The 21,643-nt window shown below is 67.7% G+C and carries 21 protein-coding genes and 1 tRNA gene; 9 read left to right on the top strand and 13 right to left on the bottom strand.

The features are described 5' to 3' along the window. Positions 1 to 5: 5 nt before the first annotated feature. From ACQY4K_RS12365 to rfaD, 8 genes are all read right to left on the bottom strand, one after another. Positions 6 to 728: a 50S ribosomal protein L25/general stress protein Ctc gene (locus ACQY4K_RS12365; protein WP_428390510.1), complete on the bottom strand. Its 723-nt coding sequence runs from the start codon at positions 726 to 728 to the stop codon at positions 6 to 8. 116 nt (positions 729 to 844) lie between these two features. Then, positions 845 to 1,447 (bottom strand): histidine phosphatase family protein, encoded by a 603-nt coding sequence (locus ACQY4K_RS12360; protein WP_428390509.1) that lies wholly within the window; start codon positions 1,445 to 1,447, stop codon positions 845 to 847. Then, positions 1,447 to 2,379, bottom strand: coding sequence for a ribose-phosphate pyrophosphokinase (locus ACQY4K_RS12355; protein WP_428390508.1), 933 nt, complete (start codon positions 2,377 to 2,379; stop codon positions 1,447 to 1,449). The genes ACQY4K_RS12360 and ACQY4K_RS12355 overlap by 1 nt, the downstream gene beginning before the upstream one ends. Further along, positions 2,376 to 3,305, bottom strand: a complete 930-nt coding sequence (locus ACQY4K_RS12350; protein WP_428390507.1) for a hypothetical protein — start codon at positions 3,303 to 3,305, stop codon at positions 2,376 to 2,378. The genes ACQY4K_RS12355 and ACQY4K_RS12350 overlap by 4 nt, the downstream gene beginning before the upstream one ends. After that, positions 3,296 to 4,072, bottom strand: a complete 777-nt coding sequence (gene pgeF / locus ACQY4K_RS12345; RefSeq protein WP_428390506.1) for a peptidoglycan editing factor PgeF — start codon at positions 4,070 to 4,072, stop codon at positions 3,296 to 3,298. Before pgeF ends, ACQY4K_RS12350 begins: the two co-directional genes overlap by 10 nt. Continuing rightward, positions 4,072 to 5,019, bottom strand: coding sequence for a class I SAM-dependent methyltransferase (locus ACQY4K_RS12340; RefSeq protein WP_428390505.1), 948 nt, complete (start codon positions 5,017 to 5,019; stop codon positions 4,072 to 4,074). The genes pgeF and ACQY4K_RS12340 overlap by 1 nt, the downstream gene beginning before the upstream one ends. A 14-nt stretch (positions 5,020 to 5,033) precedes the next feature. Then, a complete protein-coding gene (lgt, locus tag ACQY4K_RS12335) occupies positions 5,034 to 5,846 on the bottom strand; it encodes a prolipoprotein diacylglyceryl transferase (RefSeq protein WP_428390504.1) in 813 nt (270 codons plus the stop codon). A 28-nt stretch (positions 5,847 to 5,874) separates the two neighbouring features. Next, a complete protein-coding gene (gene rfaD, locus ACQY4K_RS12330; protein WP_428390503.1) occupies positions 5,875 to 6,855 on the bottom strand; it encodes an ADP-glyceromanno-heptose 6-epimerase in 981 nt (326 codons plus the stop codon). A 119-nt stretch (positions 6,856 to 6,974) separates the two neighbouring features. Between rfaD and ACQY4K_RS12325 the strand changes: the two genes are divergently transcribed. The 6 genes from ACQY4K_RS12325 (at position 6,975) to ACQY4K_RS12300 (ending at position 10,415) form a co-directional block, all read left to right on the top strand. Further along, on the top strand, positions 6,975 to 7,325 hold the full coding sequence (locus ACQY4K_RS12325; protein WP_428390502.1) for an accessory factor UbiK family protein: 351 nt from the start codon (positions 6,975 to 6,977) through the stop codon (positions 7,323 to 7,325). Positions 7,326 to 7,496: 171 nt separating this feature from the next. Next, entirely contained in the window at positions 7,497 to 8,000 is a 504-nt protein-coding gene (locus ACQY4K_RS12320) for a YbjN domain-containing protein (RefSeq protein ID WP_428390501.1), read from the top strand. Beyond that, positions 8,000 to 8,806 (top strand): pyrroline-5-carboxylate reductase, encoded by an 807-nt coding sequence (proC, locus tag ACQY4K_RS12315; RefSeq protein WP_428390500.1) that lies wholly within the window; start codon positions 8,000 to 8,002, stop codon positions 8,804 to 8,806. The genes ACQY4K_RS12320 and proC overlap by 1 nt, the downstream gene beginning before the upstream one ends. Before the next feature lie 29 nt (positions 8,807 to 8,835). After that, positions 8,836 to 9,474, top strand: coding sequence for a TetR family transcriptional regulator (locus ACQY4K_RS12310; RefSeq protein ID WP_428390499.1), 639 nt, complete (start codon positions 8,836 to 8,838; stop codon positions 9,472 to 9,474). 73 nt (positions 9,475 to 9,547) lie between these two features. Then, positions 9,548 to 9,622 (top strand) — tRNA-Gln (locus tag ACQY4K_RS12305). A 19-nt stretch (positions 9,623 to 9,641) separates the two neighbouring features. After that, positions 9,642 to 10,415, top strand: a complete 774-nt coding sequence (locus tag ACQY4K_RS12300) for a class I SAM-dependent methyltransferase (RefSeq protein ID WP_428390498.1) — start codon at positions 9,642 to 9,644, stop codon at positions 10,413 to 10,415. 20 nt (positions 10,416 to 10,435) lie between these two features. Here the strand turns inward: ACQY4K_RS12300 and ACQY4K_RS12295 are convergent, their stop codons facing one another. Together ACQY4K_RS12295 and ACQY4K_RS12290 are read right to left on the bottom strand one after the other, a co-directional pair. Continuing rightward, a complete protein-coding gene (locus ACQY4K_RS12295) occupies positions 10,436 to 10,681 on the bottom strand; it encodes a hypothetical protein (protein ID WP_428390497.1) in 246 nt (81 codons plus the stop codon). Positions 10,682 to 10,788: 107 nt separating this feature from the next. Continuing rightward, complete coding sequence (locus ACQY4K_RS12290; RefSeq protein WP_428390496.1) at positions 10,789 to 11,058, bottom strand: HU family DNA-binding protein; 270 nt, start codon at positions 11,056 to 11,058, stop codon at positions 10,789 to 10,791. Between the two features lie 218 nt (positions 11,059 to 11,276). Here ACQY4K_RS12290 and ACQY4K_RS12285 point away from each other — a divergent pair, with 218 nt between their 5' ends. After that, positions 11,277 to 12,140, top strand: a complete 864-nt coding sequence (locus ACQY4K_RS12285) for a rhamnan synthesis F family protein (RefSeq protein WP_428390495.1) — start codon at positions 11,277 to 11,279, stop codon at positions 12,138 to 12,140. On the opposite strand, the gene ACQY4K_RS12280 is transcribed toward ACQY4K_RS12285, so the two are convergent. Continuing rightward, the gene (locus tag ACQY4K_RS12280; RefSeq protein WP_428390494.1) at positions 12,086 to 14,854 is read right to left on the bottom strand and encodes a glycosyltransferase; all 2,769 of its coding nucleotides are present in this window, start codon (positions 14,852 to 14,854) and stop codon (positions 12,086 to 12,088) included. The genes ACQY4K_RS12285 and ACQY4K_RS12280 overlap by 55 nt on opposite strands. Positions 14,855 to 14,935: 81 nt before the next feature. Beyond that, positions 14,936 to 16,237 carry a beta strand repeat-containing protein gene (locus ACQY4K_RS12275; protein WP_428390493.1) on the bottom strand — a complete coding sequence of 434 codons (1,302 nt, stop codon included), beginning with the start codon at positions 16,235 to 16,237 and terminating at the stop codon, positions 14,936 to 14,938. Positions 16,238 to 16,640: 403 nt separating this feature from the next. On the opposite strand from ACQY4K_RS12275, the gene ACQY4K_RS12270 reads away from it, so the two are divergent. Further along, a complete protein-coding gene (locus ACQY4K_RS12270) occupies positions 16,641 to 19,820 on the top strand; it encodes a class I SAM-dependent methyltransferase (RefSeq protein WP_428390492.1) in 3,180 nt (1,059 codons plus the stop codon). Beyond that, positions 19,817 to 20,746: an NAD-dependent epimerase/dehydratase family protein gene (locus tag ACQY4K_RS12265; RefSeq protein WP_428390491.1), complete on the top strand. Its 930-nt coding sequence runs from the start codon at positions 19,817 to 19,819 to the stop codon at positions 20,744 to 20,746. The genes ACQY4K_RS12270 and ACQY4K_RS12265 overlap by 4 nt, the downstream gene beginning before the upstream one ends. Before the next feature lie 268 nt (positions 20,747 to 21,014). Here the strand turns inward: ACQY4K_RS12265 and ACQY4K_RS12260 are convergent, their stop codons facing one another. Then, positions 21,015 to 21,590: a YbhB/YbcL family Raf kinase inhibitor-like protein gene (locus ACQY4K_RS12260; RefSeq protein ID WP_428390490.1), complete on the bottom strand. Its 576-nt coding sequence runs from the start codon at positions 21,588 to 21,590 to the stop codon at positions 21,015 to 21,017. Positions 21,591 to 21,643: the final 53 nt, after the last annotated feature.

The following is a 21,643-nucleotide window of genomic DNA, read 5'->3' as shown; positions in this document are numbered from 1 at the left end:
GTACGCTACTTCTTGGCAGGCTTGGCAGGTGCTGCCTTGGCGGGAGCGGCCTTCGCCGGTACTGCCTTGGCGGGCGCCGCCTTCGCAGGCGCCGCTCCCTTCGCCGGGGCGGCCGGTGCGGCGGCGGCGGCGGCGGCATCAGCTTCGGGATCGGCCACGACGGTGGGCGCGGCCACGGTCGCGATAACGAAGTCGCGGTCGGTGATCACCGGGCTCGTGTGCTCGGTGTTGCGGATGTCGGACCAGCGCACGTTGTCGTTGATGTCGAGCGGCGAGAGATCGACCTCGAAACGCTCAGGGATGTGGTCAGGGTCGACATTCACCTCGACCGCGTGGCGCACGACGTTGAGCACGCCGCCGCGCTTTAGCCCGATCGAGCTCTCCTCGCCGGTGAACACCACCTGGACCGCGACCTTGATCCGCTCGCCAGCGGCAAGCCGCTGGAAATCAACATGGATCGGGCGGTCGCTCACCGGATGCAGCTGTATCTCGCGCATCAGCGCGCGTGCCGGTGAGGCGCCGTCGGTGGCGATCTCGTAGAGTCGCGAGCGCCAACCGGACCGAGTCAGCTCACGCATCACAATGCGCGGGTCTAGCGCGATCAGGCTCGGCTCCTGCTTGGCGCCATAAATGACCCCCGGGACCAGCCCGTCCCGCCTCGTTGCGCGCGCTGCCCCCTTACCAGCCCTCGCACGCATCGACGCTTCAATCGTCGTAAAATTCGTCACAACACTCTCCCGAGATGCGCATGCCAGCCTCCAGGGGTGCCGGCCCGAGGGTTTCGGCGCGCAGCGGCGATTTAGCCAATCCGGCTGTGCGGCGCAAGGTTATCCCGCCCAGACGATCACGACGAGACCTCGGTCAGCCGCCAGGGAGCGAGCGCGTCGCCTCCCGGCTCTAGCCAGAGCGGGATTGCGTTGGACAGCCGCACGTTGGCCGGCAGCCCCATGACCGCGCGCAAGGCCCGGAACATCGCACCATGACAGACAACGAGCACCGTGCCCTCGCCCGCGGTGGAACGGTTGATCGCGGCGGCCGCACGCGCCATCAGGTCCGCGAACACTTCGGCACCCTCCGGCGTGTAGTCGCCGGCAATCCAGCTATCATACCAGTCGCCCATCGGCTCGCCCTCTTGCACGCCGAAGCAGACCTCCTGCAAATCCGAATCGATCGCGAGCGGCAGGCGCTGATGGCCGCCGCGGACCATCGCCGCCTCGACGATCTCGGCCGTCCGCAGCGCCCGGCCCAGCGGCGAGGAGACGATGCGCGCGATAGGCGCGAAGCTGTCGGCGCGCGCGGCGAGCACCGCGGCCGCGCGCTCGGCCTGGGCGATGCCGGTCTGGTTGAGCGGTATCTCGGAGCGGCCCTGCGACAGGCCGCGCGCGTTCCAGTCGGTTTCGCCGTGCCGGAGATACCAGAACGGACGCGAATCGAGGGTGGGGCGCATCAATCGAACAACGAGCTCACCGAGCTCTCGTCGGAGATCGCCCGCATCGCCTCGGCCAGCAGGCGGGCGATGCTGATCTGGCGCACGTTGGCGCTGCGCTCGACCGCCTCGGTGGCGAGGATACTGTCGGTAATGGCCAGCATTTCGATCGGCGAGTCATCCACACGGGCGACGGCGCCGCCGCTGAGCACGCCGTGCGTGACATAGGCGCTGACCGAGCTCGCCTTCTGTTCGATCAAAGCGGTGGCGGCGTTGCACAGCGACCCTCCACTATCGATGATGTCGTCGATCAGGATGCAGTGCCGGCCGGACACGTCACCGATGACGTTCATCACCTCCGACACGCCGGCGCGCTCGCGCCGCTTGTCGATGATGGCGAGATCGGTGTTCAGGCGCTTGGCGAGCTGTCGCGCCCGCACCACGCCGCCGACATCGGGCGAGACGATCATCAGGTCGCGCGCGGCGTGGCGCTCGTTGATGTCGCGGGTGAACAAAGGAGCGGCAAACAGGTTGTCCACGGGAATGTCAAAGAAGCCCTGGATCTGGCCGGCATGCAAATCCAGCGTGAGCACCCGGTTGGCGCCGGACTCGACGATCAGGTTGGCCACCAGCTTGGCGCTGATCGGGGTGCGCGGACCGGACTTTCGGTCCTGCCTGGCATAGCCGAAATACGGGATCACCGCGGTGATGCGACGGGCCGAACCGCGCCGCAGCGCATCCAGCATGATCAGCAGTTCCATCAGGTTGTCGTTGGTGGGAAAGCAGGTGCTTTGCACCACGAACACGTCCTCGCCGCGGACGTTCTCCTGGATTTCGACGAAGATCTCCATGTCGGCGAAACGGCGCACGACCGCCCGGCACAGCGGCAGGTTGAGGTTTGCCGCGACCGCCTCGGCGAGGGGGCGGTTGCTGTTGCAGGCAACGATCTTCATCGGGTCTTCCTAGCAATCCGTGGCGTGGCTGTCACCGAGACCGGCGTTGCGGGCGGCTTGTTGGCGCGGCCGGAGTTATTGGTGATCACCTGGCGGATGCCGCCGGCCGCCTCGTGCGCGACCACGATCGCGACGTCCCCCCAATAGGTGTCGAGCGTATGCGCCGGGATGTCGTTGAGCTGGGCGACCTTGCCAGCCTCGGCGCCGGACGCCCGGTCCACCGTCCAGACGATCTCGACATGATCGGTGCGCCGATCGAGATGCGTGAGCGTAACCTTGCCGTGCAGGGTGAAATCGGCGCCGTGCCGGGTGTTCTGGATGACGTCCCCGCCGTCCGGCAATGAGACTGCCATCTGCCGGGCCAGCGAAATATTGCCGTCGCCGGGCGCGCCGCTGACACCGCTGAAATAGATTTTCGCCGGACGGTTCATCAGGCTGTGCGGGTCCGATTGCATCTGCGCCGCCTCGATGCCGGTGAGCAGGCTCGCGAGCTTCGGGCCGGCGTCGTTGGCGGCGCGATCGAGCGTCGCGGCATCGCCGGCCTGCCAGGCGGCGGCGGACAAAGGCAGACCCTCGACGGTGCCACGGATCTCGCCGGACGGGCTCAGCACGCTGTAACGCGGCGTCACCATGCCGCGGCTCCTTTCGGTTGCGATGCGCAATTGCCAGTCGCCGCGTTTTGCCGGCACAGCCATCGCCGGCACTTCCTGAGCGAGCAGGGCAGCGGAGAGGTCATGCGCGAGTAGTGCCGCACCCGGGGGGCCGAGCAATGCCGCGGTCGGCGTCGGCACCGCAAGACGCGCCGGCGGCGGCACCGCGAGGCGCCTGCCGGCAGCACCGGGATGACCCTCGAACGGATGCGGCAGGGTGCCGCAGGCGCTCAGCGCGAGCATCCCGGCGAGAGTAATGCGCGCTCTCAGGGACATGCGATCACCGATATCTGGTGGCCGATCGGACCGCCGCCCGCCAAGGTCCGCCGGCGATGGCTGAAGAAGCGGCGCGGGTCGGAGAGGGTGTCGCAGCCGAGTGCTTCGACCTGTTCGACGCCACAGCCATGCAGCCTGGCCGTGCAATAGCCCGGCAGGTCGAACTGGTGGTGGCCGGCCCGCCGTCCGGGGGCGAAGAACGGCTCCGCGGCGACGATGCCGACGCCGAGTACGGCGCAGCGCAAATCCTCGCCAACCTCGTAGGAGGCCTGCGCGATGCACGGGCCGATCACCGCGCGCAGCGACGAGCGCGCGGCACCGAGCGCCTGCATGCGCTCGACGGTGGCCTCCAACACCCCGGCCACGGCGCCGCGCCAGCCGGCATGCACCGCCGCCACGATGCTCTCCCCGGGGCCGCGCCCCGGATCGGCCAGCAGCACCGGCGCGCAATCCGCGGTGATGATGCCGAGTGCGAGGCCCGGCGTGCGGGTCACCATCGCGTCGGCGCGCGGCCCGGTCGCCCAGGACGCCTCGACATGCACGCAGGTGGTGCCGTGCACCTGGCTCAGGCCGAGCAGCCGGGCTGGCGCGACCCCGATCGCGGTGGCGACGCGGACACGGTTTTCACGCAAATGCACCGGATCGTCGCCGGAGGTGACGCTGCAGTTCAGGCTTTCGAACGGACCACGCGACACCCCGCCGGCACGCGTGAAGAACCCGTGCGGGATGCCGGCGAGCAGCGGGCTGGCGAGGAACGGGACACTCATCAAACAGCGAAGCCGGGGGGTTCGGGGAGGTCGGGATGGCAGAGCGCCATCGCCTTGAACAGCGCCCCCATGCGGTCGGGGTGCGCGAGCCGGTGGGCGGCGTCGCCGAGAGCGGCCGCTGCCTCGGGCGGTAGCGATCGGGCAAGACGCTCGGTGCGCGCGAACAGGCCAAGGTCGCCGAGGAAGCGCCCCTGCGGCACCGGTCCATACACGCGCACCCCGCGCGCGGCCTCGGCCACTGCCGCGAAATCGACATGCGCGGTGAGATCGGCCTCGCCCGCAGCGCCGAACGGATCGCAGGGTGCGCCGTCCTTGAGCGCCTGCAGCGTGTCGCCGGTGCCGGCCTGCTCCGAGCCGTAATCGAGCAGCAGCGCCGCACCACCTTGCGACATCAGTCGACGCGCCAGGGATGTGATGAACGCGCGCGCCGGCTCGCAGCGCGCCATGAAGCTGCCGACCGGGGCCGCGCACAGTGCGGGGACGGCGTCCCAGCAGCTCGCCCCGGCCTCGACATGCCGCTCCTGCCAGCCCTCGGGCGCGTGCCGGAACTGCCGGATCGGCAGCGCGTCGAGGAACTCGTTGGCGAGCAGGATCAGCGGCCCGTCCGGCAGTGTGTCCAAGCGGTCGTGCCAGGTCGGGGCCGCGCCCGCGAGGGCTGCGCGCTGTGCCGCACGCAGCCGCGGCGAGGTCTCGATCAGGTGTAGCCGCACGGCGGCCATGCAGTCCGGCGCCATGCGTCCGAGCAGCCGCAGCGCGTCAGCCATCAACGTGCCGCGTCCGGGGCCGGCCTCGGCCAGGATCAGCCGCGCCGGAGCACCCATCGCGCGCCATACCACCGCCACCCAGGCACCGAGAATTTCGCCGAACACCTGGGAGATCTCCGGCGACGTGGTGAAATCGGCGAACGGATCGCGCTGGGCGTAGTAGGCAGCGTTGGCCTCCGCCATGAACCGGTCGAGCCTCACGAAGGCACCGCCGGCCGCGCCCGGGCGTTCAGCATCAGACCAATTCCCACCACCAGCATCGGCAGCGACAGGATTTGTCCCATGGTCACCCCAAAGGCGAGATAGCCGAGAAAGGCGTCGGGCTGGCGGAAGCACTCGCCCGTGATTCGGGCGACGGCGTAGCCGGCCAGGAACAGGCCGGAGAGGAAGCCCGGCCGCGACCGCGCTTCCGGGCGGCGGGCGGCGGTGATCATGACACAGAACAGCAACAGCCCCTCCAGCAGTGCCTGGTAGATCTCGGACGGGAAGCGGGGGACGTTGTCGACGCGCGGATAGATCATCGCCCAGGGCCACCAGTGCGGCGCCGGCCGACCCCAGAGCTCGCCATTGATGAAGTTCGCGACCCGGCCGAGCCCGAGGCCGATCGGCACCACGGTGCAGAGCCGGTCGGCAAACAGCAGCAGCCGCAGGCGACGTTTCCATGCGAACAGCACCACAGCCAGGATCACGCCGAGCATGCCGCCATGAAAGCTCATGCCGCCATGCCAGACCTCTAGTGCCGCCAGCGGATGCGCGGCATAGAGGTCCGGCTGGTAGAACAGCACATAGCCGATGCGGCCGCCGAGCACGACGCCGAGCGTCGCCCAGGTGAGGAAGTCATCGACCTCGAGCGGCGTGCCCGCGACCGGCTTCCACAGCACCAGCCGGCGCATCAGCCGCCAGCCGAGGACCAATCCCACGATATAGGCGAGTGCGTACCAACGAATCGAGACCGGCCCGAAATGCAGCAGCACCGGGTTGAAGTCGGGGAACACCAGGACGGGCAGCATCAGGCTTGGGAAACTCCGTCAGGTGGTCTCAGAGATGCGGCTCGCCGCGCAGCAGATGCTCCTGCACGTAGCGCGCCACACCAGCCTCCAGCGCGGTGAATTGCCGCCCGTAACCCGCCGCACGCAGCCGGGTCATGTCAGCCTGGGTAAAGGATTGGTATTGGCCGCGTAGCGCCTCGGGCATGTCCATGAAGTCCACGGCATGCGCCGCCCCCGCGGCGTCGCAGACGGCGTGCGCGAGGTCGAGATAGCTGCGTGCGACACCGGTGCCGCAATTGAACAGGCCGCTGACCCGCGGTTCGTCGAGCAGCCAGAGCAGCACGTCGACGACATCGCCGACCCAGATGAAGTCGCGCGCCTGGGCGCCGTCGGCAAGGCCAGTTCGGTCAGAGCGGAACAGACGCGGCGTGTCGCCGCGCGCCACCTCGTCGTACTTGACCTTGACCACCGAGACCATGCTGCCCTTGTGCAGCTCGTTCGGGCCATAGACGTTGAAGAACTTCAATCCGACCCACTGGCTGGGTGCGGGTTCGCCGCGCGCGACCGTGGCCGCGACCCACAAGTCGAACGCGTGCTTGGTGAAGCCATACAGGTTCAGCGGCCGCAGCGAGGCGAGCCGGGCGGGATCGTCGCTGAAGCCGTCCGGCCCCTCGGCCGCGCCATAGGTGGCCGCCGACGAGGCATAGAGGAAGCGCGCGCCGTGTGCCGCGCACCATAGCCATAGCCGGCGCGACAGCTCGACATTGGTGTGCCAGGTGCGGTCGCCGTCGCGGGCGACGGTTTCGCTGATCGCCCCGAGATGCACCACCGCCTCAAGCCGGGGGCCGTCGCGCAGATAATCGTCGAGCGCCTCGGGGGCGACAATCTGCTCCGGCGGGTGGCGGGCGATGTTGCGCCATTTCTCTCCCGAGCCGAGCCAGTCGACGATAATGGTCCGCTGACCGCGCGCCGTAAGGGCCGCAAGCAGGCAGGACCCGATGAAGCCGGCGCCGCCGGTGACCAGGATCATGGCCCACGGCATTAAAGACTCGCAGCCTTGTTGGCCAGCGTTGCAAAAGCCCGCAACGGACGATTGGCAGGCGCCTCGGCAGGCACGATATAGGGTGTGTTCGCAGGGAGCGTCGTGTCATGGCAGAGAGAGCAAAGTTCTTCGACGACATCGCGGGTGTGGCCGGTGGCGCCTTCTCGGCCCTAGCCGGGATCGGCGAGGAGGTCACCGCCCTGGTTCGCGCCAGAGTGGACGAAGCGATTGCCAAGCTGTCCCTGGTGCGACGCGAGGAGTTCGATGTTGTCGCCGAACTCGCCGCTTCCGCGCGTGCCGGGCTCGAACAGTCGGAGGTCAGGCTCGCTGCCCTGGAGGTGAGATTCGCCAAACTGCAGCCGCATGCCGACGCCGAGTCCGACCACGACCCGCATGCCGCCCACGGTGCCCCGGGTGGTCCCCCCACTTTATCAGACGAGCCGCCGACGCCGCTTTGATGCAGCTTGCAGTCGGCGCTCTGCATCCATAGGCTGTGTAAAGGGGTATCTCCCCTGGGCGGGCGCGCCCAGCCAGCGCCGGAGTCGTCGCTGGCTGGTAGCACCCTGCCTGAATGCAGACGTAGGGGCCCGGTGCATGCCGGGCCGTCCTCCAGACTCGGGGAGCCCCGCATGCCTGCTTTGTCGACCGAAACCCAGGCCCACGCGGCCAACCCGCTCGACCTGATGGAACAGATCGTGGGCGGCTACGAGTGGGCCTTCGACCGCCGCACGGACACCGAAATGGCTGCCGAGGCGCCAGGCAAATGGTGCGACTACGGCCTGTATTTCTCGTGGTCACGGGAGATCAGCGCCATGCATTTCACCTGCGCCTTCGACCTCAAGGTGCCCGCGCAGCAGCGCCGCGCCTTGTTCGAGCTGCTGGCGCTGGCCAATGAGCGTCTGTGGATCGGTCATTTCGGCATGGATCCCGAGGATGGCATGCCGTTGTTCCGGCATTCTGTGCTGCTGCGCGGCGCCCCCGGCGCCTCGGCGGAAAGCCTCGAGGACATGGTCGATATCGCCATCACCGAGTGCGAGCGCTTCTACCCCGCCTTCCAGTTTGTTCTATGGGGCGGCAAGACGCCGACCGAGGCGCTCGAGGCGGCGATGCTGGAGTGCGTCGGCGAAGCCTGATGGCGGATGGGGTCATCCCGCCGGTCCTGCTGGTTGGTTGCGGCCGTATGGGATCGGCGCTGCTGCATGGCTGGCAGGCGCAGGGACTGTCTCCGTCGTTCGTACTGGATCCCGCGCCGACGGCGATGTCGATGCCGCATCGCCAGGTGGCGGACGCAGCCTTCGTGCCGGAGGATTTCCGCCCTGCCGCGATCGTGCTGGCGGTCAAGCCGCAGCGGGCGGACGCGGCACTGGCCGCAATCGCCCCTTTGGCCGCCAACACCCTGGTGCTGTCGATCATGGCGGGATGCACCCTGGCGAACCTCGCCGCATTCCTGCCCGACGGCTGCGCGATCGTACGCGCAATGCCGAACACGCCAGCGGCGATCGGCCAGGGGATTACCGTGGCCTGCGCCGGCCGGCACGTGCGGCCAAGCCAGCGCGCCCTCGCAGGAAGGCTGCTCGACTCTGTCGGAACGACGGAGTGGGTCGAGGACGAGGCTCTGCTCGACCCGGTCACCGCGCTCTCGGGCAGCGGTCCGGCCTATGTGTTCCTGCTGGCCGAACTGCTCGAGCAGGCCGGCCGCGAACAGGGACTGCCGGCAGCACTCGCCCGGACGCTGGCGCGACGCACGGTGAGCGGCGCCGGCGCGTTGCTGGACGCCTCGCCGGAGATGGACGCCGCGGTGCTGCGCCGCGCCGTCACCAGCCCCGGCGGTACCACGGAACAGGCGCTTGCGGTGCTGATGCAGCCGGAGGCCTGGCCCAGCGCCATACGCGCGGCAATCGAGGCTGCCACGCAACGCTCGCGCACGCTCGCGCGCTAAGGAATCGAGTTTCACCGGGACACCGACACATGGACGATGCCGAATTCGATTCCACCCTTCTGCGCACGGCGATGACCCAGGCCGAGGCGCTGGGATGGCGGCGGGTGACCGTGACCGACGCGGCGCGCGAGGCCGGACTGCCACTCGACCGGGCGCGGACCCGATATCCCGCCCCGGCTTTCCTGCTGGCTCGCGTGGGACTGCTCGCCGACCAGGCCGCACTCGCGGTGGACGCCGGCACCGGCAGCACGCGCGAGAAGCTGTTCGACGTGCTGATGCGCCGCTTCGACGTGCTGCAGCAGTACCGCGCCGGCCTGCGAACGGTTTTGCGCGCACTGCCTCTAGACCCGGCTTTGGCCTTGATGCTGGCGGCACAGGCCCAGACCAGCATGCGCTGGATGGCGCAGACCGCTGGCCTCGATACCACGGGTATCGCCGGCGCGCTTCGGGTCGCCGGTGTCTTCGGCGTCTGGATGCAGGCCCTGCGCGCCTGGGAACGCGACGACAGCGCCGATCTCTCCGGCACCATGGCAGCCCTCGACCGCGCGCTGGACCGGGCGGAATCGTTCGGACGCTTCCTCGGCAGCACGCCGGCAGCACCCGCGGCCGCTGACGAACCGCTCGGCGAGACGTTCGTCGCTGAAGCCGAATTGCCGCCCGAGATCTGAACAGAGCATTCCGACGAATCCAGCGGGGCTTGCCGAAGCGGCGCGTGACGCCCTATCACCATCACCGCGTCATTGGGGCGTAGCCAAGCGGTAAGGCAGCGGATTTTGATTCCGCCACGCGGAGGTTCGAATCCTCCCGCCCCAGCCATACCTGGGGCCGGAACAGCATGGACGATATCGGCGGATTAAACCGGGACGGCTGGAACCGCCTTGTCGACGAGAACAACGTCTGGACCCGTCCGGTCTCCCCGGATTTGATTGCGCGTGCGCGCAGCGGTGACTGGGCCCTCATTCTCACCCCGAACAAGCTGGCGCCCCGCGACTGGTTCGGCGAGGTCACCGGCAAGGACATCCTTTGCCTGGCCTCCGGTGGCGGGCAGCAGGGCCCGGTGCTTTCGGCCGCCGGCGCCAACGTCAGCGTTTTTGATGCCTCGCCAAAACAGCTTGCCCAGGATGCCATGGTGGCAGCGCGCGACGGCCTGACGCTTACGACCCAGATAGGTTTCATGCACGATCTGGGCTGCTTTGCGGACGGCAGCTTCGACCTCGTGTTCCATCCGGTCTCGAATTGCTTTGCGCCCGAAATCGAGCCGGTCTGGCGTGAATGCTTCCGCGTGCTCAGGCCCGGCGGCGCGTTGCTGGCCGGCTTCATGAACCCACACGTCTATCTCTTCGACCTCGACGCCCAGGAGCGCGGCGAGCTGCTTGCGCGTTTCGACTTGCCCTACGCCGACAGTCGCGACCTGCCGGCGGATGAACTCGACCGACTCGTCGCGCGCGACCATATCGTGGAATTCAGCCATTCCCTGGAGACGCAGATCGGCGGCCAGCTCCGCGCCGGCTTCATGCTGACCCACTTCTTTGAGGATACCGATCTCGAACCATCCCGACGCTCGCGCAGCATGCCGACGACTTTCGCGACCCGTGCCATCAAGCCATAGACGCATCCGGCTCCGAAGCGTCAAACAACCAGCGACAGTCCGCCATTCGAGGCTGCACTCGATCGTGCGCCGGCGAGTTCGGAGGCGGCCTTGTCCACCCCCTTCTGGTCGTAGGCAACGCAATCCGGGCTGTGCGCGCGGCGGTCGGCATCGACGCGGGCCTGCGCCTGCGCGAGCGCCTGCTTGGCACGCACGACGTCCTCGCTGGTAGGCGGCGCCCTTCCCGAGCCCGGGCTAGCGGCGGCCAGGCTTGCAGGGGGCAGCATAACGGCTTTCCTCAGTGGCGGCGCCATGCTTGCAGATCGTGGTTACCGAAGGGCTAACCGGATGCAGAAAGGCCAAAGCCTGCCTCCGGCCTTCGCGGCCTTCAGGCCTAAACCGCCTTTTTGAGGTTCGGGCTTGCCTTGAAACGGACCGTCTTGCCGGCCTTTACCTTGACCGGATCGCCGGTGCGCGGGTTGAGCGCCTTGCGCGCCTTGGTCTTGCGCACGGTGAAAGTACCGAATGATGGCAGGGTAAAGCCGCCTTCCTTCTTCAGCTCGCGCACGATGGCCGCGATGAGGTCACTGGCGGCCTGGTTGGCGGCGACACCCGTGCACTCGATGGAGTCTTGCAGGACACCTGCAATGAAGGCCTTGCTCATGGAATCTGGTTACTCCCACTCTTGGCAATGAGACGCGGTGTCCGAGTCGTACGGCTTCGGTCCGCCCACTACAAGACGGGGCTTTTACAGCAGGTTCGCGGAGATGCGCCAGCGGGAATGTCAGACATGAATGATTCGCAAGTTATACTCTGCAAGAGAGCGTCCTATTGGCAACAGGTCCGGGACGCGCTGCAATCTTGGGCAGTGGCAGAGCGGACGTGACAGCGGTCTGCCTATTCGCGCAGTTTGCCCCGGACGGACGCATCTCCGAGTCGGTGCGGCACTATCTGGCCCAGCTCCGGCGTTGCGGGCTTGCGGTGCATATCGCGCTGTCGGGATGCGACCGCGTCGACTCGGGCGATCGCGACATCCTTGACGCACTCGGCGTGATCGCGCATCCAAGGGTCAACGAAGGCCTTGATTTCGGCGCTTGGCAATACCTTCTTCGTATCGGCTGCGCAAGCGACGCGGGCTTTGTCCTGTTGGCCAACGACAGCGTATTCGGCCCGGTGCACCCGCTGGCACCGATCTTCGCTGACATGCAGGCGCGTGGACACGATGTCTGGGGCATGGTGGAATCCCATGAGGTCGCCTGGCATCTGCAATCCTGGTTTCTCTGCCTGACCGCAAAGACGCTCGCACGACCGGCGATCGCGCGCATCTTCGCCCAGGACTTCGCCGCGATGAGCAAGTCGGAGATCATCCTGCATGGCGAGATCGGGCTGGGGGCCGCGATCCGCGCCGAGGCGCTCGATTGGGGCGCCTGCCTGCCCGAGACGCGCGTCGGTCTGCGTCGGCTGGTCGGGGTCAATCCGATGCATGTCGACTGGCTCACGGCCTTGCGCAGCGGCCGCGTGCCGTTCGTCAAGATCGAATTGTTGCGCGACAACCCGGCGCGTATCCCCTGGCTCGGTTGCTGGCCGAGGATGCTCCGCAAGCATGGCGACTTTCCGGAGGCGTGGATCAGCGAGCGCATCACGCCGACGACGGCGAGGGCATCGGCGACCAGTCCGCAGATGCGCCTGCTTTATGTATTGCTGACCCGGGACCGCGTCGCCGCACTCGCCTCGCTGCTGTCCTGAGGATTGGCCGCGGCGCGACCGAGAACCTCGCGCAGATCCACCGCCTGTGTCTCGTAGTCGGCGAGTGCCGCGCCGTGCGGATTAACGTAGCCGTCGAGCCTGCCAGGGGCGTTCAGGATTTCCTCGATGGCGGCGATCAGCCCGTCGGCACGGCCGTCCAGGGCAATCAGCCTGCCATTCACCCCGTCGACGATATCCTCGGACTGCCCCCCCGGACTGGTGGCGATCACCCAGACATCGCGTGCCAACGCCTCACGCACCGTCAGGCCGTAGCTTTCCTTCCACTGCGAGGGAAACAGCAGGACATCGATCCCGTCAAAGAACGTGTCGATTGTGTCCTGGTCGTAGGCGGGCACCACGCGCACCTGTCCTGGGACATGCCAGTCTGCGGTGTCGATCGAGCTGAAGCCGAGATTGAGGGTATTGTCGACCAGGACCAGTTCCCAGCGGTCCGAGCGGATGGTCTCGAAGGCAAGCCGAAGGATCGGAAATCCCTTGATCGCCTCGTTGCCACCAACGAAGCCGAAACGCGGCACACTGCCAGGCGGGCGGGTGCTGCGCTGTCGTGTTGGACGGCGGATGCCGTTGCGATTGACGCTGATCCGGTCGGGAGGGATGGAGTTGGCGAGATACAGCGCCCGGTGCGATTCGCTCGGCGAGAGCAGATGTGCCGCATGGTCGAGCACCTGGCGCAGGATCGCGGCACGCGCCTCGAGATGGCGGGCGTGCGGCACGCAGGCCTGGCAGACGCGCAGATCGATGCGTGTCTGAAAGCAATAATTGCGGTCGCCGCGCACCATGAACTGTCGGTCGCACAGCCACCAGGCATCGTGCAGGGTGATGACGTAGGGAATGCCGCGCTCCTGGCACAGCCGCAGGATGCCTGCCCCGAGACCCTGGATCGAGTGCGCGTGCACAATATCGGGGCGCACCGCGTCGAGCACGCTTGCAAAGGCGCGGACTGCCGCGGGGTTGTCGAAGCCGGCGACGTGGTCGGCGCCTTGCGGCAATGGGGCGGCGAACACGGCAATGCCGTTCCAGTCGTAGCGCAGCAGCGACTCCGGGCGGTCGTCGATCTCGCCGCGCGAGGTGAACACGGCGATCTCGGTGTCGTCGCGATCGTGCAGGCTGCGCGCCAGTTCCTCGGCGACGATGGTCGCGCCGCCGAAGCTGCGCGGCCAGAGGAACACGTTTACCATCAGCACGCGCAGCGGGCGCGAGGCCCGATCCGTGATGGTGGGGCCGAAGAGCGGCGCCAGTTGCGTCTGCGCGATATGCCGCGGGGCATAGCGGGCACGCACATCGTCGCGTGCCGCCTCGCCCAGTCGGGTGCGCAGGCCGGGGTCGCGGATCAGCCGGTCCAGTGCTTGTTCCCACTCGCCCGGCGTCTGTGCGAGCAGGCCGTTGCGCTCCACGACCACGATGTCGCGAAACGCCGCGCGTGGCGCGCAGACCGCGGGCATCGCCAGGATCGCGGCCTCCTGGAACTTGATGTTGCTCTTGGCGTCGTTGAACAGGCTGTCCTCGAGCGGCGCGATGGCGATATCGCCCTGAGAGAGCAGCCTGAGGTAGGCGCGGTAGGTGGTGGACGGCAGCCGCTCGATGCGGGAAGCAAAGCCATCGAGCGAGACGGGCAGTGCCAGGTCGCCGATGATACGCAGGCGCAGGGTCGGGTGCGTTCGCATCAGGCGCGCGAGTGCGCCGGCGGCGGTGGCGAAATCAGCGTCATGGGTTTTCGTGCCGGAGCCGTAGACGATCATCGGTGCGGCCGGTGCCGCGCGCGGACCGGCGAGCGTGCGCGCGATCTCGATCGTCTCATCGTCCAGCGCGTTCTCGATGCAGGCGACCTCCGCCACACCGGCGTCGCGCATGCATTGCGCCAGCACCGGCGTCGAGGCGATGGCACGGCCGCAGGCGAGCATCGCCGCGCGATAGAGCCTGATGCCGGACAGCACCTCCTCGCGCAGCGCCGGCGTCAGGGTCGCGAGGTTGCTGTTGAGGCGGTAGAGCGGCTCGTCGAAGATCAGGTCGTCCACCTCCCACCAGGAGTGCAGGCCGCAGCGGCGGGCTTCCTGGATCAGTGAGAGGGCGGCTTGTGTGGCCGGCACACGGTAGAAGATCACCTCGGTGCAGCATTGCAGCGCCGAGCGCGCGGCCTCGCTGTCGTGCCAATCGATCACGACGCATGGCCAGCCGAGGGTGGCCAGCATCTCCTGCTTTTGCCAGACCCGGTATTTGGCGCATTGCGCGACGCTCAGCTCGGCGATGATCAGCATTGAGCGATGCAGCACGGGTGAGAGGGCAACCTGGATGTCGGCGAGCCTGGCCGAGGCGTCCGGTTCAGGCGTGCGCCGTCGCTGGAGGCGGCGCCGCAGATGCCGGCGCAGGCCGGCGGCACCTTCGTCGCGTTGGATATCGCGCGCCCGCTGGAGGATGTCGCGCAGCTTCAACCCGGAAGGCAGCCGGCCGGCGGCGAGGGAGCGCGCCAGGCGGATCGGTAAGGTGATCCGCCAGGAGAGCGAGGCTTCCAGACCTTCGACCCGGATCGCGCGCTCCTCGAGTGCTGCCTGCAGGGTCGCGATCCGCATCTGCTGGAGCAGCAGGCTGTTGCGATAGCTGTCGCGCAGCTGCGCCGGATCAGGCTTGAGCCCAGTCTTATGCCCAGTCTTATGCCCAGTCTGGGGCGTATGGTCGTTGTCGTCGGCGCCGTTCATCGCGGCCCCTGTCGCCGATCAAAAAAGAAACCGGACCCTGAAGGGTCCGGTTCCTGAAGTCCAGTGCGAAAAGTGAGTTGATCAGTTGGAGAAGAATTGGCCCGCGTGCGCCTTGAGCTGGGCGGCGGTCAGATCGGTGAAGGTGATCGTGGTTTTGTCGCTGAGCGAGATGACCGAGCCACCCGCGCCATTGTCGGTGGCCCCAGCCAGTGCGGTCTGCACGGCGCCGGCGCCGTAACCGAACAGCCCGACCATGTTGCCCGCGGACTTGGCGAAGTCGGAAATCATGTCCGCGCCGCCGGCGCCGCCCTGGGCGAAGATGAACATATTGTTGCCCTGGCCGCCGGTCAGCGTGTTGTTGCCGGTGCCGGCCACCAGCGTATCGTTACCGGAGCCGCCGATGAGGTCGGTGCTGCTGCCGTTGCCGAACAGGTCGAGGCTGCCCGCAGCGCCCGAGCCGTTGAGGGTCTCGTTGCCGGTCGCGGCAATCAGGTAGCTCATGCCGGCCGAGCTGGAGAAGACGATGTTGGCGTTGCTGGCACCGAAGACGGTGGCGGCGCCGGCCGAATTGACCGTGTCGTTGAGGCCCGGATTGGCGATGAAGGACAGCGTGCCGCTGCCGCTATCGTTGATGACGGAATTGCTGCCGCCGAAGATCAGCGCGTTGCCGGCGGACGCGTTGATGGTGTCGTTGGTGCCGCCGATCACCGTGCTCGGGCCGGCCAGGTAGTCGGTGGCATAGGCGCCGTCGAACAGGATGCTCGAGCCCGAGCCGCCGACGAAGAGGTTGTTGGAGCCGGCGTCAGCCATGAACAGCGAGCCGGTGCCGCCGAACACGGTGCTGTTCGAGCCGGTGAGCCCGATCGTGTTGCTGCCGGAACCGGCGACGATGCTGTCGGTGCCGGACGAGAAGACGGTGTCGTTGCCGGTTCCGGTGAAGATCTGGTTGTTGCCGGCATCGGCATAGATCAGGTCGTTGCCGCTATTGGCATAGACGCTGTCGTTGCCCTGGGAAAGGGCGATGACGTAGTTGCCGCCACCGGTGCTCAGGCCCTCGAACACGTTCGCACCACCACCGGCGACGAACAGGCCGCCGCCGGCGCCGCCGAGCAGGGTGGTGCCGCCGAGGCCGGCGAGCACGTCCGTCGACGAGCCGATCGCGGTCTCGTCCAGCCTGACCGGCGTGTTGGTGCTGATGGTGAGAAAGCTGTAGCCGGCAGGAAAGGTATAGCTGCCGCTGTTGAGGATGACCGCCTCGCCGGTCTTGCCGCCCGGAACCGACGCGGGTGTCACACCGCTGGTCAGGTCGGAGGCAAACAGAGTGCCGCCTGAGGACAGGCCGCTCACCGCGTTGGTGTAGGCCTGTGCCAGCGAGAACGCCACGGCCCCGTTGACTGTGACCGGAACGAGTCCACCAGACGCGCCCATAACCGTAACTACGCCCATTCCCCAACCCTTCCGCTACCGCACTGCCTCAAGGGGACGCATCGATGTCACCCACACCCGAAACGACACCTATCAGAATGTTCTTGAGAACTGCAAGCCGAAAACATGGTGAAGACTTGTCATATCAAAACTTGGACATGTCCCCTTAAGTGCATTGACTTGTTTATATCGAGAGTCGTTTCGTATTTTGTCCAATCTCTACTGTTGACGCATATTTTGCGTGTATGTTGTAACATAACGTCAGTCCAAGCCCCGGACGTCAGAGCCGGTCCGGCGAGCGCGGCCATGGCCGGCCGATCGTGACATTTCGTGCCACGCGCATGCTCCGGTAGGATTGCGTATGCAGGATAACGCCGACGCACTTCTCCAGACACTCAGTGGGGCTGCCATCGCCCCGCTGTTCTACCGGCCGAGCCGGGTGGGCCCGGACAGCGCCTGGTATGGGCACCTGCCGTTTGCGAACTGGGTCATGCGCGCGGCAGCACCCGCGATGTTCGTCGAACTCGGGACCCACGCCGGCATCTCCTATAGCGGCTTTTGCGACGCCGTGCTGTCCGAGGGCCTGCCGACGCGCTGCCTCGCCATCGATACCTGGCAGGGCGACGAGCACGCCGGCTTCTATGGCGAGCAGGTATTCGCGGAGTTCTCCCGCTTCCATGACCAGCGCTACGGCGGCTTCTCGCGCCTGTTGCGCTGCCGCTTCGACGAGGCGCTCGCCACCTTCGAGGATGGCAGCATCGACCTGCTGCATATCGACGGCCGTCACCTGCTCGCCGACATCGAGGAGGATTTCGCGAGTTGGCTGCCCAAGCTGTCGCGGCACGGCGTCGTGCTGCTGCACGATACCAATGTCAGGGAACGCAATTTTGGCGTCTGGCGCTTCTGGGAGAAGGTGCGCGGCCATTTCCCGTCGTTCGAGTTCCTGCACGCGCATGGACTGGGGGTGCTGGCGGTGGGTATCACACCGCCGACCGCCATACTCGAACTCTGCCGGCTCTCCACCACGCAGGCAGCCGGGTTCCTGCGCGACCGCTTCGCGTTTGCCGGCGAACGCTGGGAGCTGGATTTCGCGGTCTCACGGCGCGACCACGCGCTCGCCGATCTCGCGCCGAAGATCGCGGAGGCCGACAACCAAACCGCGCACGCGCGCGCGCTTCAGGAGCAGTTGCAGAACGAGGTCGCAACCCTGCGCGCGCGGCTGGTGCAGGCCGACCAGGTGCTGCGCGCGCAAAGCCTTGAACTCGGTCTGGCGCGCAGCGCCCTCGCCGACGCCAAGGCCGAGCGCCATCGGGCCTGGCTCCACAGCGAGGCGCTGGAGCGTCGCCTGCAAAGCGAGGCCGAGGCGGCGCGCAGCTTTGCCGAGGAGGGTGCCGCGGCCCGCGACGCACTCGCGGCACGCGACCGCGAACTCGAAGCGGCGCGCGGCGCGTCCACCTGGCGGCTGACCGCGCCGCGGCACCGGCGGCCAGCAGCGGCACCTATCGAGGCGCCCCCAGCCGAGCCGGCCGCGCCGGCCGCCGACACCGTGGCCGCGCGACCACGCACCATCCGCCGCGTGCTGTTCGTCGCCGGCGAACCCGGCACGCCGGGCTCGGTCTATCGCTGCCAGCGCAACGCCGCCGCCTGCCGCGAGGCCGGCTTTGAGGCGGAGACCGTCGACCTCTACGACGTCAATCCGGAGAACCTGGCGCGCGCCGACCTGCTGGTGATCTGGCGCGCGACGATGAGCCCGCATATCGAGACCATGATCCGCCTGGCCCGCGCGGCCGGCACCCGGATCGCCTTCGATGTCGACGACCTGATGACCCGGCCGGAGCTCGCGCGCATCGACATCATAGACGGCATCCGCACCATCGGCAGCAATGAGGCCGACACCCGCGCCTATTACCTCGCCATGCTGCACACCATGCAGGAAGCGGATTTCTGCATCGCCACCACCGAGGAGCTCGCCGCCGAGATGCGCGCGCAGCGCGAGTGCATCCATGTGCTGCCCAACATCTTCGACGAGGCAACGCATCGCGCCGCCCGCTACGCCCGACGCCACCGGCTCGAGGCGGGCAGCGATGGGCTGATACGGATCGGCTATGCCGGCGGCACACGCACCCACCAGAAGGATTTCGCCCGCGCCGCCCCGGCGCTGGCGCGCGTGCTCGAAGCCCGGCCGCAGGCAATGCTGGTGCTGTTCCGAGAGGCCGCGAACCAGGTCGGGCTGCTGACCATCGAGGAATTCCCCGAACTCGCCGGTCACGCCGAACGCATCGAATGGCGCGACATGGTGCCGCTCGCCGAGCTGCCCGTGGAGCTTGCCCGCTTCGACATCTCGCTCTGTCCGCTGGAGACCGGCAATGCGTTCTGCGAGGCCAAGAGCGAGCTGAAATTCTTCGAGGCGAGCCTCGCCGGCGCCGCCACGATCGCCAGCCCAACCGGACCGTATGCCCGCGCGATCCGCGACACTGTCACCGGCCTGCTCGCGGGCAACGACGACGCCTGGGAGGCCGCCCTGCTGCGCCTGATCGACGATCCTGCCTTACGCGCGCGCATGGCCCGCGACGCCTATCACGACGTGCTCTGGCGCTTCGGCCCGCGCCGCCAGGCCGAGCTCGCCGCCACCCTGATCGGGGCACTCGATGCCAATCCGGAGGGCGATCCGCAGAGCAGCCCCGCCGCGGCGCGTTTGAGCGAGCTCGGCCTGCGTCGCGGTGCCTATCTCGGGCGCGGCTTGCCGGAGATCCCGGACAGCGAGGTGCTGTTCGCCCATGACGCGCTCGGCGACGCCGAGGTCACGGTGGTGATGACCTCCTATAACTACGAAGAGCACGTGCTCGCGGCCCTGGACTCGGTGCGCGCGCAGACGCTGGAGACGCTCGACCTCGCGGTGGTCGATGACGGCTCGACCGACCAGTCGGTGCCGCTGCTGATCGAATGGGCCAGACGCCACCAGGACCGCTTCAACCGCGTCCAAATCCTGCGTACGCTGCGCAATGCCGGGCTCGGAGGCGCTCGCAACGTGGTCTGCAATGCCGCCGAAACGCCCTGGCTGATGGCACTCGATTCCGACAACCGGCTGCGCCCGGACGCCTCTGCGACGCTGCTCGCGGCCCTGCGCCAGGTGCCGCAGGCCGCCTTCGCCTATCCGCGAATCGCCCAGTTCGGCGCACAAGTTGGGGGCGCCGAGCTGATCATGGGTGAGCCCGCCTTCGATCCGCTACGCCTGCAAGCCGGTAACTATATCGATGCGATGGCGATGGTGGCGAAATGGGCCTGGGCGGCGGCGGGCGGCTACTACGTCCGACGCGACGCCATGGGGTGGGAGGATTACGATCTCTGGCTCAACCTGATCGAGCTCGGCCAGTTCGGCATCGCGGTGCCGCACATCCTTGCCGACTACCGGGTGCATCAGAGCTCGATGGTCAACGCCATCACCGAGCAGTCGGCCAACAAGCAGGCAATGGTGCGCTTCGTCGAGGAGCGCCACCCCTGGCTGCGGCTGCGCACGCGCACCGCGAAGCGGCGCGAATGAGTGAGCTGCGCTGTCTGGTGCTGGGCGCCGGCGGCTTCATCGGCACCAATCTGTGCCTGGCGCTGCGCGCGCGCGACGTGCCGGTGACCGGCTTCGGACGCGGCGACGCACCTGCTGTCCTCGCGGACATTGATTGGGTGCGCGGCACGCTGGAGCAGGTGCCGTCGCTCGACACACTGATCGCCGGCCACGACATTGTCTTCGACCTGATCGGCGCCGGGCTGCCGAACAGCTCGAACGACAATCCGGCCCAGCTCGTCGCCGACGCGGTGCCGGCCAAGGTGCGTCTGCTGGAAGCCTGCCGCCGACAGGGCGTGCGCCGCTTCCTGTTCGCCTCCTCAGGCGGCACCGTCTATGGCGTCACCGGCACCCGTGCGGTCAACGAAGACGCACCCACCGAGCCGATCTCCGCCTATGGCATCGGCAAGCTGGTGGTAGAGAAATACCTCTCGCTCTATGCACACCTGCACGGCCTCGACAGCCGGGTGCTGCGCATTGCCAACGCCTTTGGGCCGCATCAGAACCCGGACCGAGGCCAGGGGCTGATCGCCGCGATCATGCAGCGCCTGCTGGACGGCGCGCCGATCGAGATCTGGGGTGCCGGCGACGTGGTTCGCGACTACATCCATATAGACGACGTCGTCGCGGCGATGCTCGCCCTGCGCGACCACGAGGGCCCGGGCCGCATCTTCAACGTCGGCAGCGGCATCGGGCGCAGCGTCGCCGAGGTCCTGGACGACGCTGCCCGGATCACCAGCCGCGCGCCACGCCTGGTGCGCCGACCCGCGCGGGCCGCCGATGTGCCGGTCAACATTCTCGACAGCGCCCGCTTGACGCGCGAGACCGGCTGGCGGCCGCATACGGGATGGGACGACGGCCTGCGCGACACGGCCGCCTGGATCGCAGCACGGCAGGAAGCGGGATAGATCGGGAAGTCAACGAACGCCGCCGGTGTCAAAGCCGTGGCCGCGCCCGCCATGCATCGCTTCAAGCAAATGCTCCCGGCCTAACAGCAGTCACAGCTTCGTTTAGGAATTCTTTACGGAGAATTTGTAGCCTGTTTTAGGCCTGTCGGGACTACGGGAGGACCTTGACCATGCAGATTGGGGGTTTGCCTGCCGCCATCATCAATACGCAACGGGGATCGCTCGGGAATATTCAAGGCGCGACCAGTCGAGCCGACGTCATGACCGCTCAGTCGCGCCCGAAGGTCCCCACCAGCATCCCGCGCGCAATCACGTGGCCGCGCAGCGCCGCGACCAGGGCGGAGCGACCGGGCGCCCGCTCAAAGCTCGGCGTCTCGTCAAGCGCGAAAATTTGAAAGGCGTAGCGGTGCGCGCCATGCCCGCGCGGTGGGTCGGGCGGCAGCCACTTGGTGTGCAGGAACGAATTGCGACCCATGCCGAAGCGCTCCTCTCCCGAGCCAGGGCTCGGCAACGCGCCCTCGGCGAGGCCGCCATCGACCGGCGGCAGATCGCCCAGGATCGCGTGTACCAGCGGCTTGAAGGTCGGGCTGTCGGCATCCTCGACCAGCAGCACCAGCGCCCGGGCTTCCTCCGGCACGCCAGCCCATTGCAGCGGCGGCGAGAGCTTGGCGCCGTCCTCGGTATATCGAACCGGGATCTCTGCGTCGGCTGCGAACGCGGACGAGGTCAGCGCGATTGACTCCGGCACCCCGACGAATGCCTCGTCCTGGCTGACCAAGGTCTCCATGCCGGGGCGAACTGATCGCAGCGCGCGGCCGATCCCGGCTGGCATCTTTTCGAGCATAATCGAACTCTCCTGGTATCAGGCGAGTCACGCATCGCGCCCTATACGGTTGC

Origin of the sequence: Lichenicoccus sp. (genome assembly GCF_965276875.1) — a bacterium.
Lineage (GTDB): Bacteria > Pseudomonadota > Alphaproteobacteria > Acetobacterales > Acetobacteraceae > Lichenicoccus.
The sequence above is the reverse complement of the archived record's forward strand: the minus strand, read 5'-3'. Positions and strand labels throughout refer to the sequence as shown.

What these genes read in the sequence shown, in the direction of transcription:
- ACQY4K_RS12350 (WP_428390507.1), bottom strand. Translation starts at nt 3,305, where the DNA reads ATGTCCCTGAGAGCGCGCATTACTCTCGCCGGGATGCTCGCGCTGAGC.
- ACQY4K_RS12270 (WP_428390492.1), top strand. Translation starts at nt 16,641, where the DNA reads ATGCAGGATAACGCCGACGCACTTCTCCAGACACTCAGTGGGGCTGCC.
- ACQY4K_RS12295 (WP_428390497.1), bottom strand. Translation starts at nt 10,681, where the DNA reads ATGCTGCCCCCTGCAAGCCTGGCCGCCGCTAGCCCGGGCTCGGGAAGG.
- ACQY4K_RS12265 (WP_428390491.1), top strand. Translation starts at nt 19,817, where the DNA reads ATGAGTGAGCTGCGCTGTCTGGTGCTGGGCGCCGGCGGCTTCATCGGC.
- ACQY4K_RS12290 (WP_428390496.1), bottom strand. Translation starts at nt 11,058, where the DNA reads ATGAGCAAGGCCTTCATTGCAGGTGTCCTGCAAGACTCCATCGAGTGC.
- ACQY4K_RS12340 (WP_428390505.1), bottom strand. Translation starts at nt 5,019, where the DNA reads ATGGCGGAGGCCAACGCTGCCTACTACGCCCAGCGCGATCCGTTCGCC.
- rfaD (WP_428390503.1), bottom strand. Translation starts at nt 6,855, where the DNA reads ATGATCCTGGTCACCGGCGGCGCCGGCTTCATCGGGTCCTGCCTGCTT.
- ACQY4K_RS12310 (WP_428390499.1), top strand. Translation starts at nt 8,836, where the DNA reads ATGGACGATGCCGAATTCGATTCCACCCTTCTGCGCACGGCGATGACC.
- lgt (WP_428390504.1), bottom strand. Translation starts at nt 5,846, where the DNA reads ATGCTGCCCGTCCTGGTGTTCCCCGACTTCAACCCGGTGCTGCTGCAT.
- ACQY4K_RS12280 (WP_428390494.1), bottom strand. Translation starts at nt 14,854, where the DNA reads ATGAACGGCGCCGACGACAACGACCATACGCCCCAGACTGGGCATAAG.
- ACQY4K_RS12300 (WP_428390498.1), top strand. Translation starts at nt 9,642, where the DNA reads ATGGACGATATCGGCGGATTAAACCGGGACGGCTGGAACCGCCTTGTC.
- ACQY4K_RS12325 (WP_428390502.1), top strand. Translation starts at nt 6,975, where the DNA reads ATGGCAGAGAGAGCAAAGTTCTTCGACGACATCGCGGGTGTGGCCGGT.
- ACQY4K_RS12355 (WP_428390508.1), bottom strand. Translation starts at nt 2,379, where the DNA reads ATGAAGATCGTTGCCTGCAACAGCAACCGCCCCCTCGCCGAGGCGGTC.
- ACQY4K_RS12360 (WP_428390509.1), bottom strand. Translation starts at nt 1,447, where the DNA reads ATGCGCCCCACCCTCGATTCGCGTCCGTTCTGGTATCTCCGGCACGGC.
- ACQY4K_RS12260 (WP_428390490.1), bottom strand. Translation starts at nt 21,590, where the DNA reads ATGCTCGAAAAGATGCCAGCCGGGATCGGCCGCGCGCTGCGATCAGTT.
- ACQY4K_RS12320 (WP_428390501.1), top strand. Translation starts at nt 7,497, where the DNA reads ATGCCTGCTTTGTCGACCGAAACCCAGGCCCACGCGGCCAACCCGCTC.
- proC (WP_428390500.1), top strand. Translation starts at nt 8,000, where the DNA reads ATGGCGGATGGGGTCATCCCGCCGGTCCTGCTGGTTGGTTGCGGCCGT.
- pgeF (WP_428390506.1), bottom strand. Translation starts at nt 4,072, where the DNA reads ATGAGTGTCCCGTTCCTCGCCAGCCCGCTGCTCGCCGGCATCCCGCAC.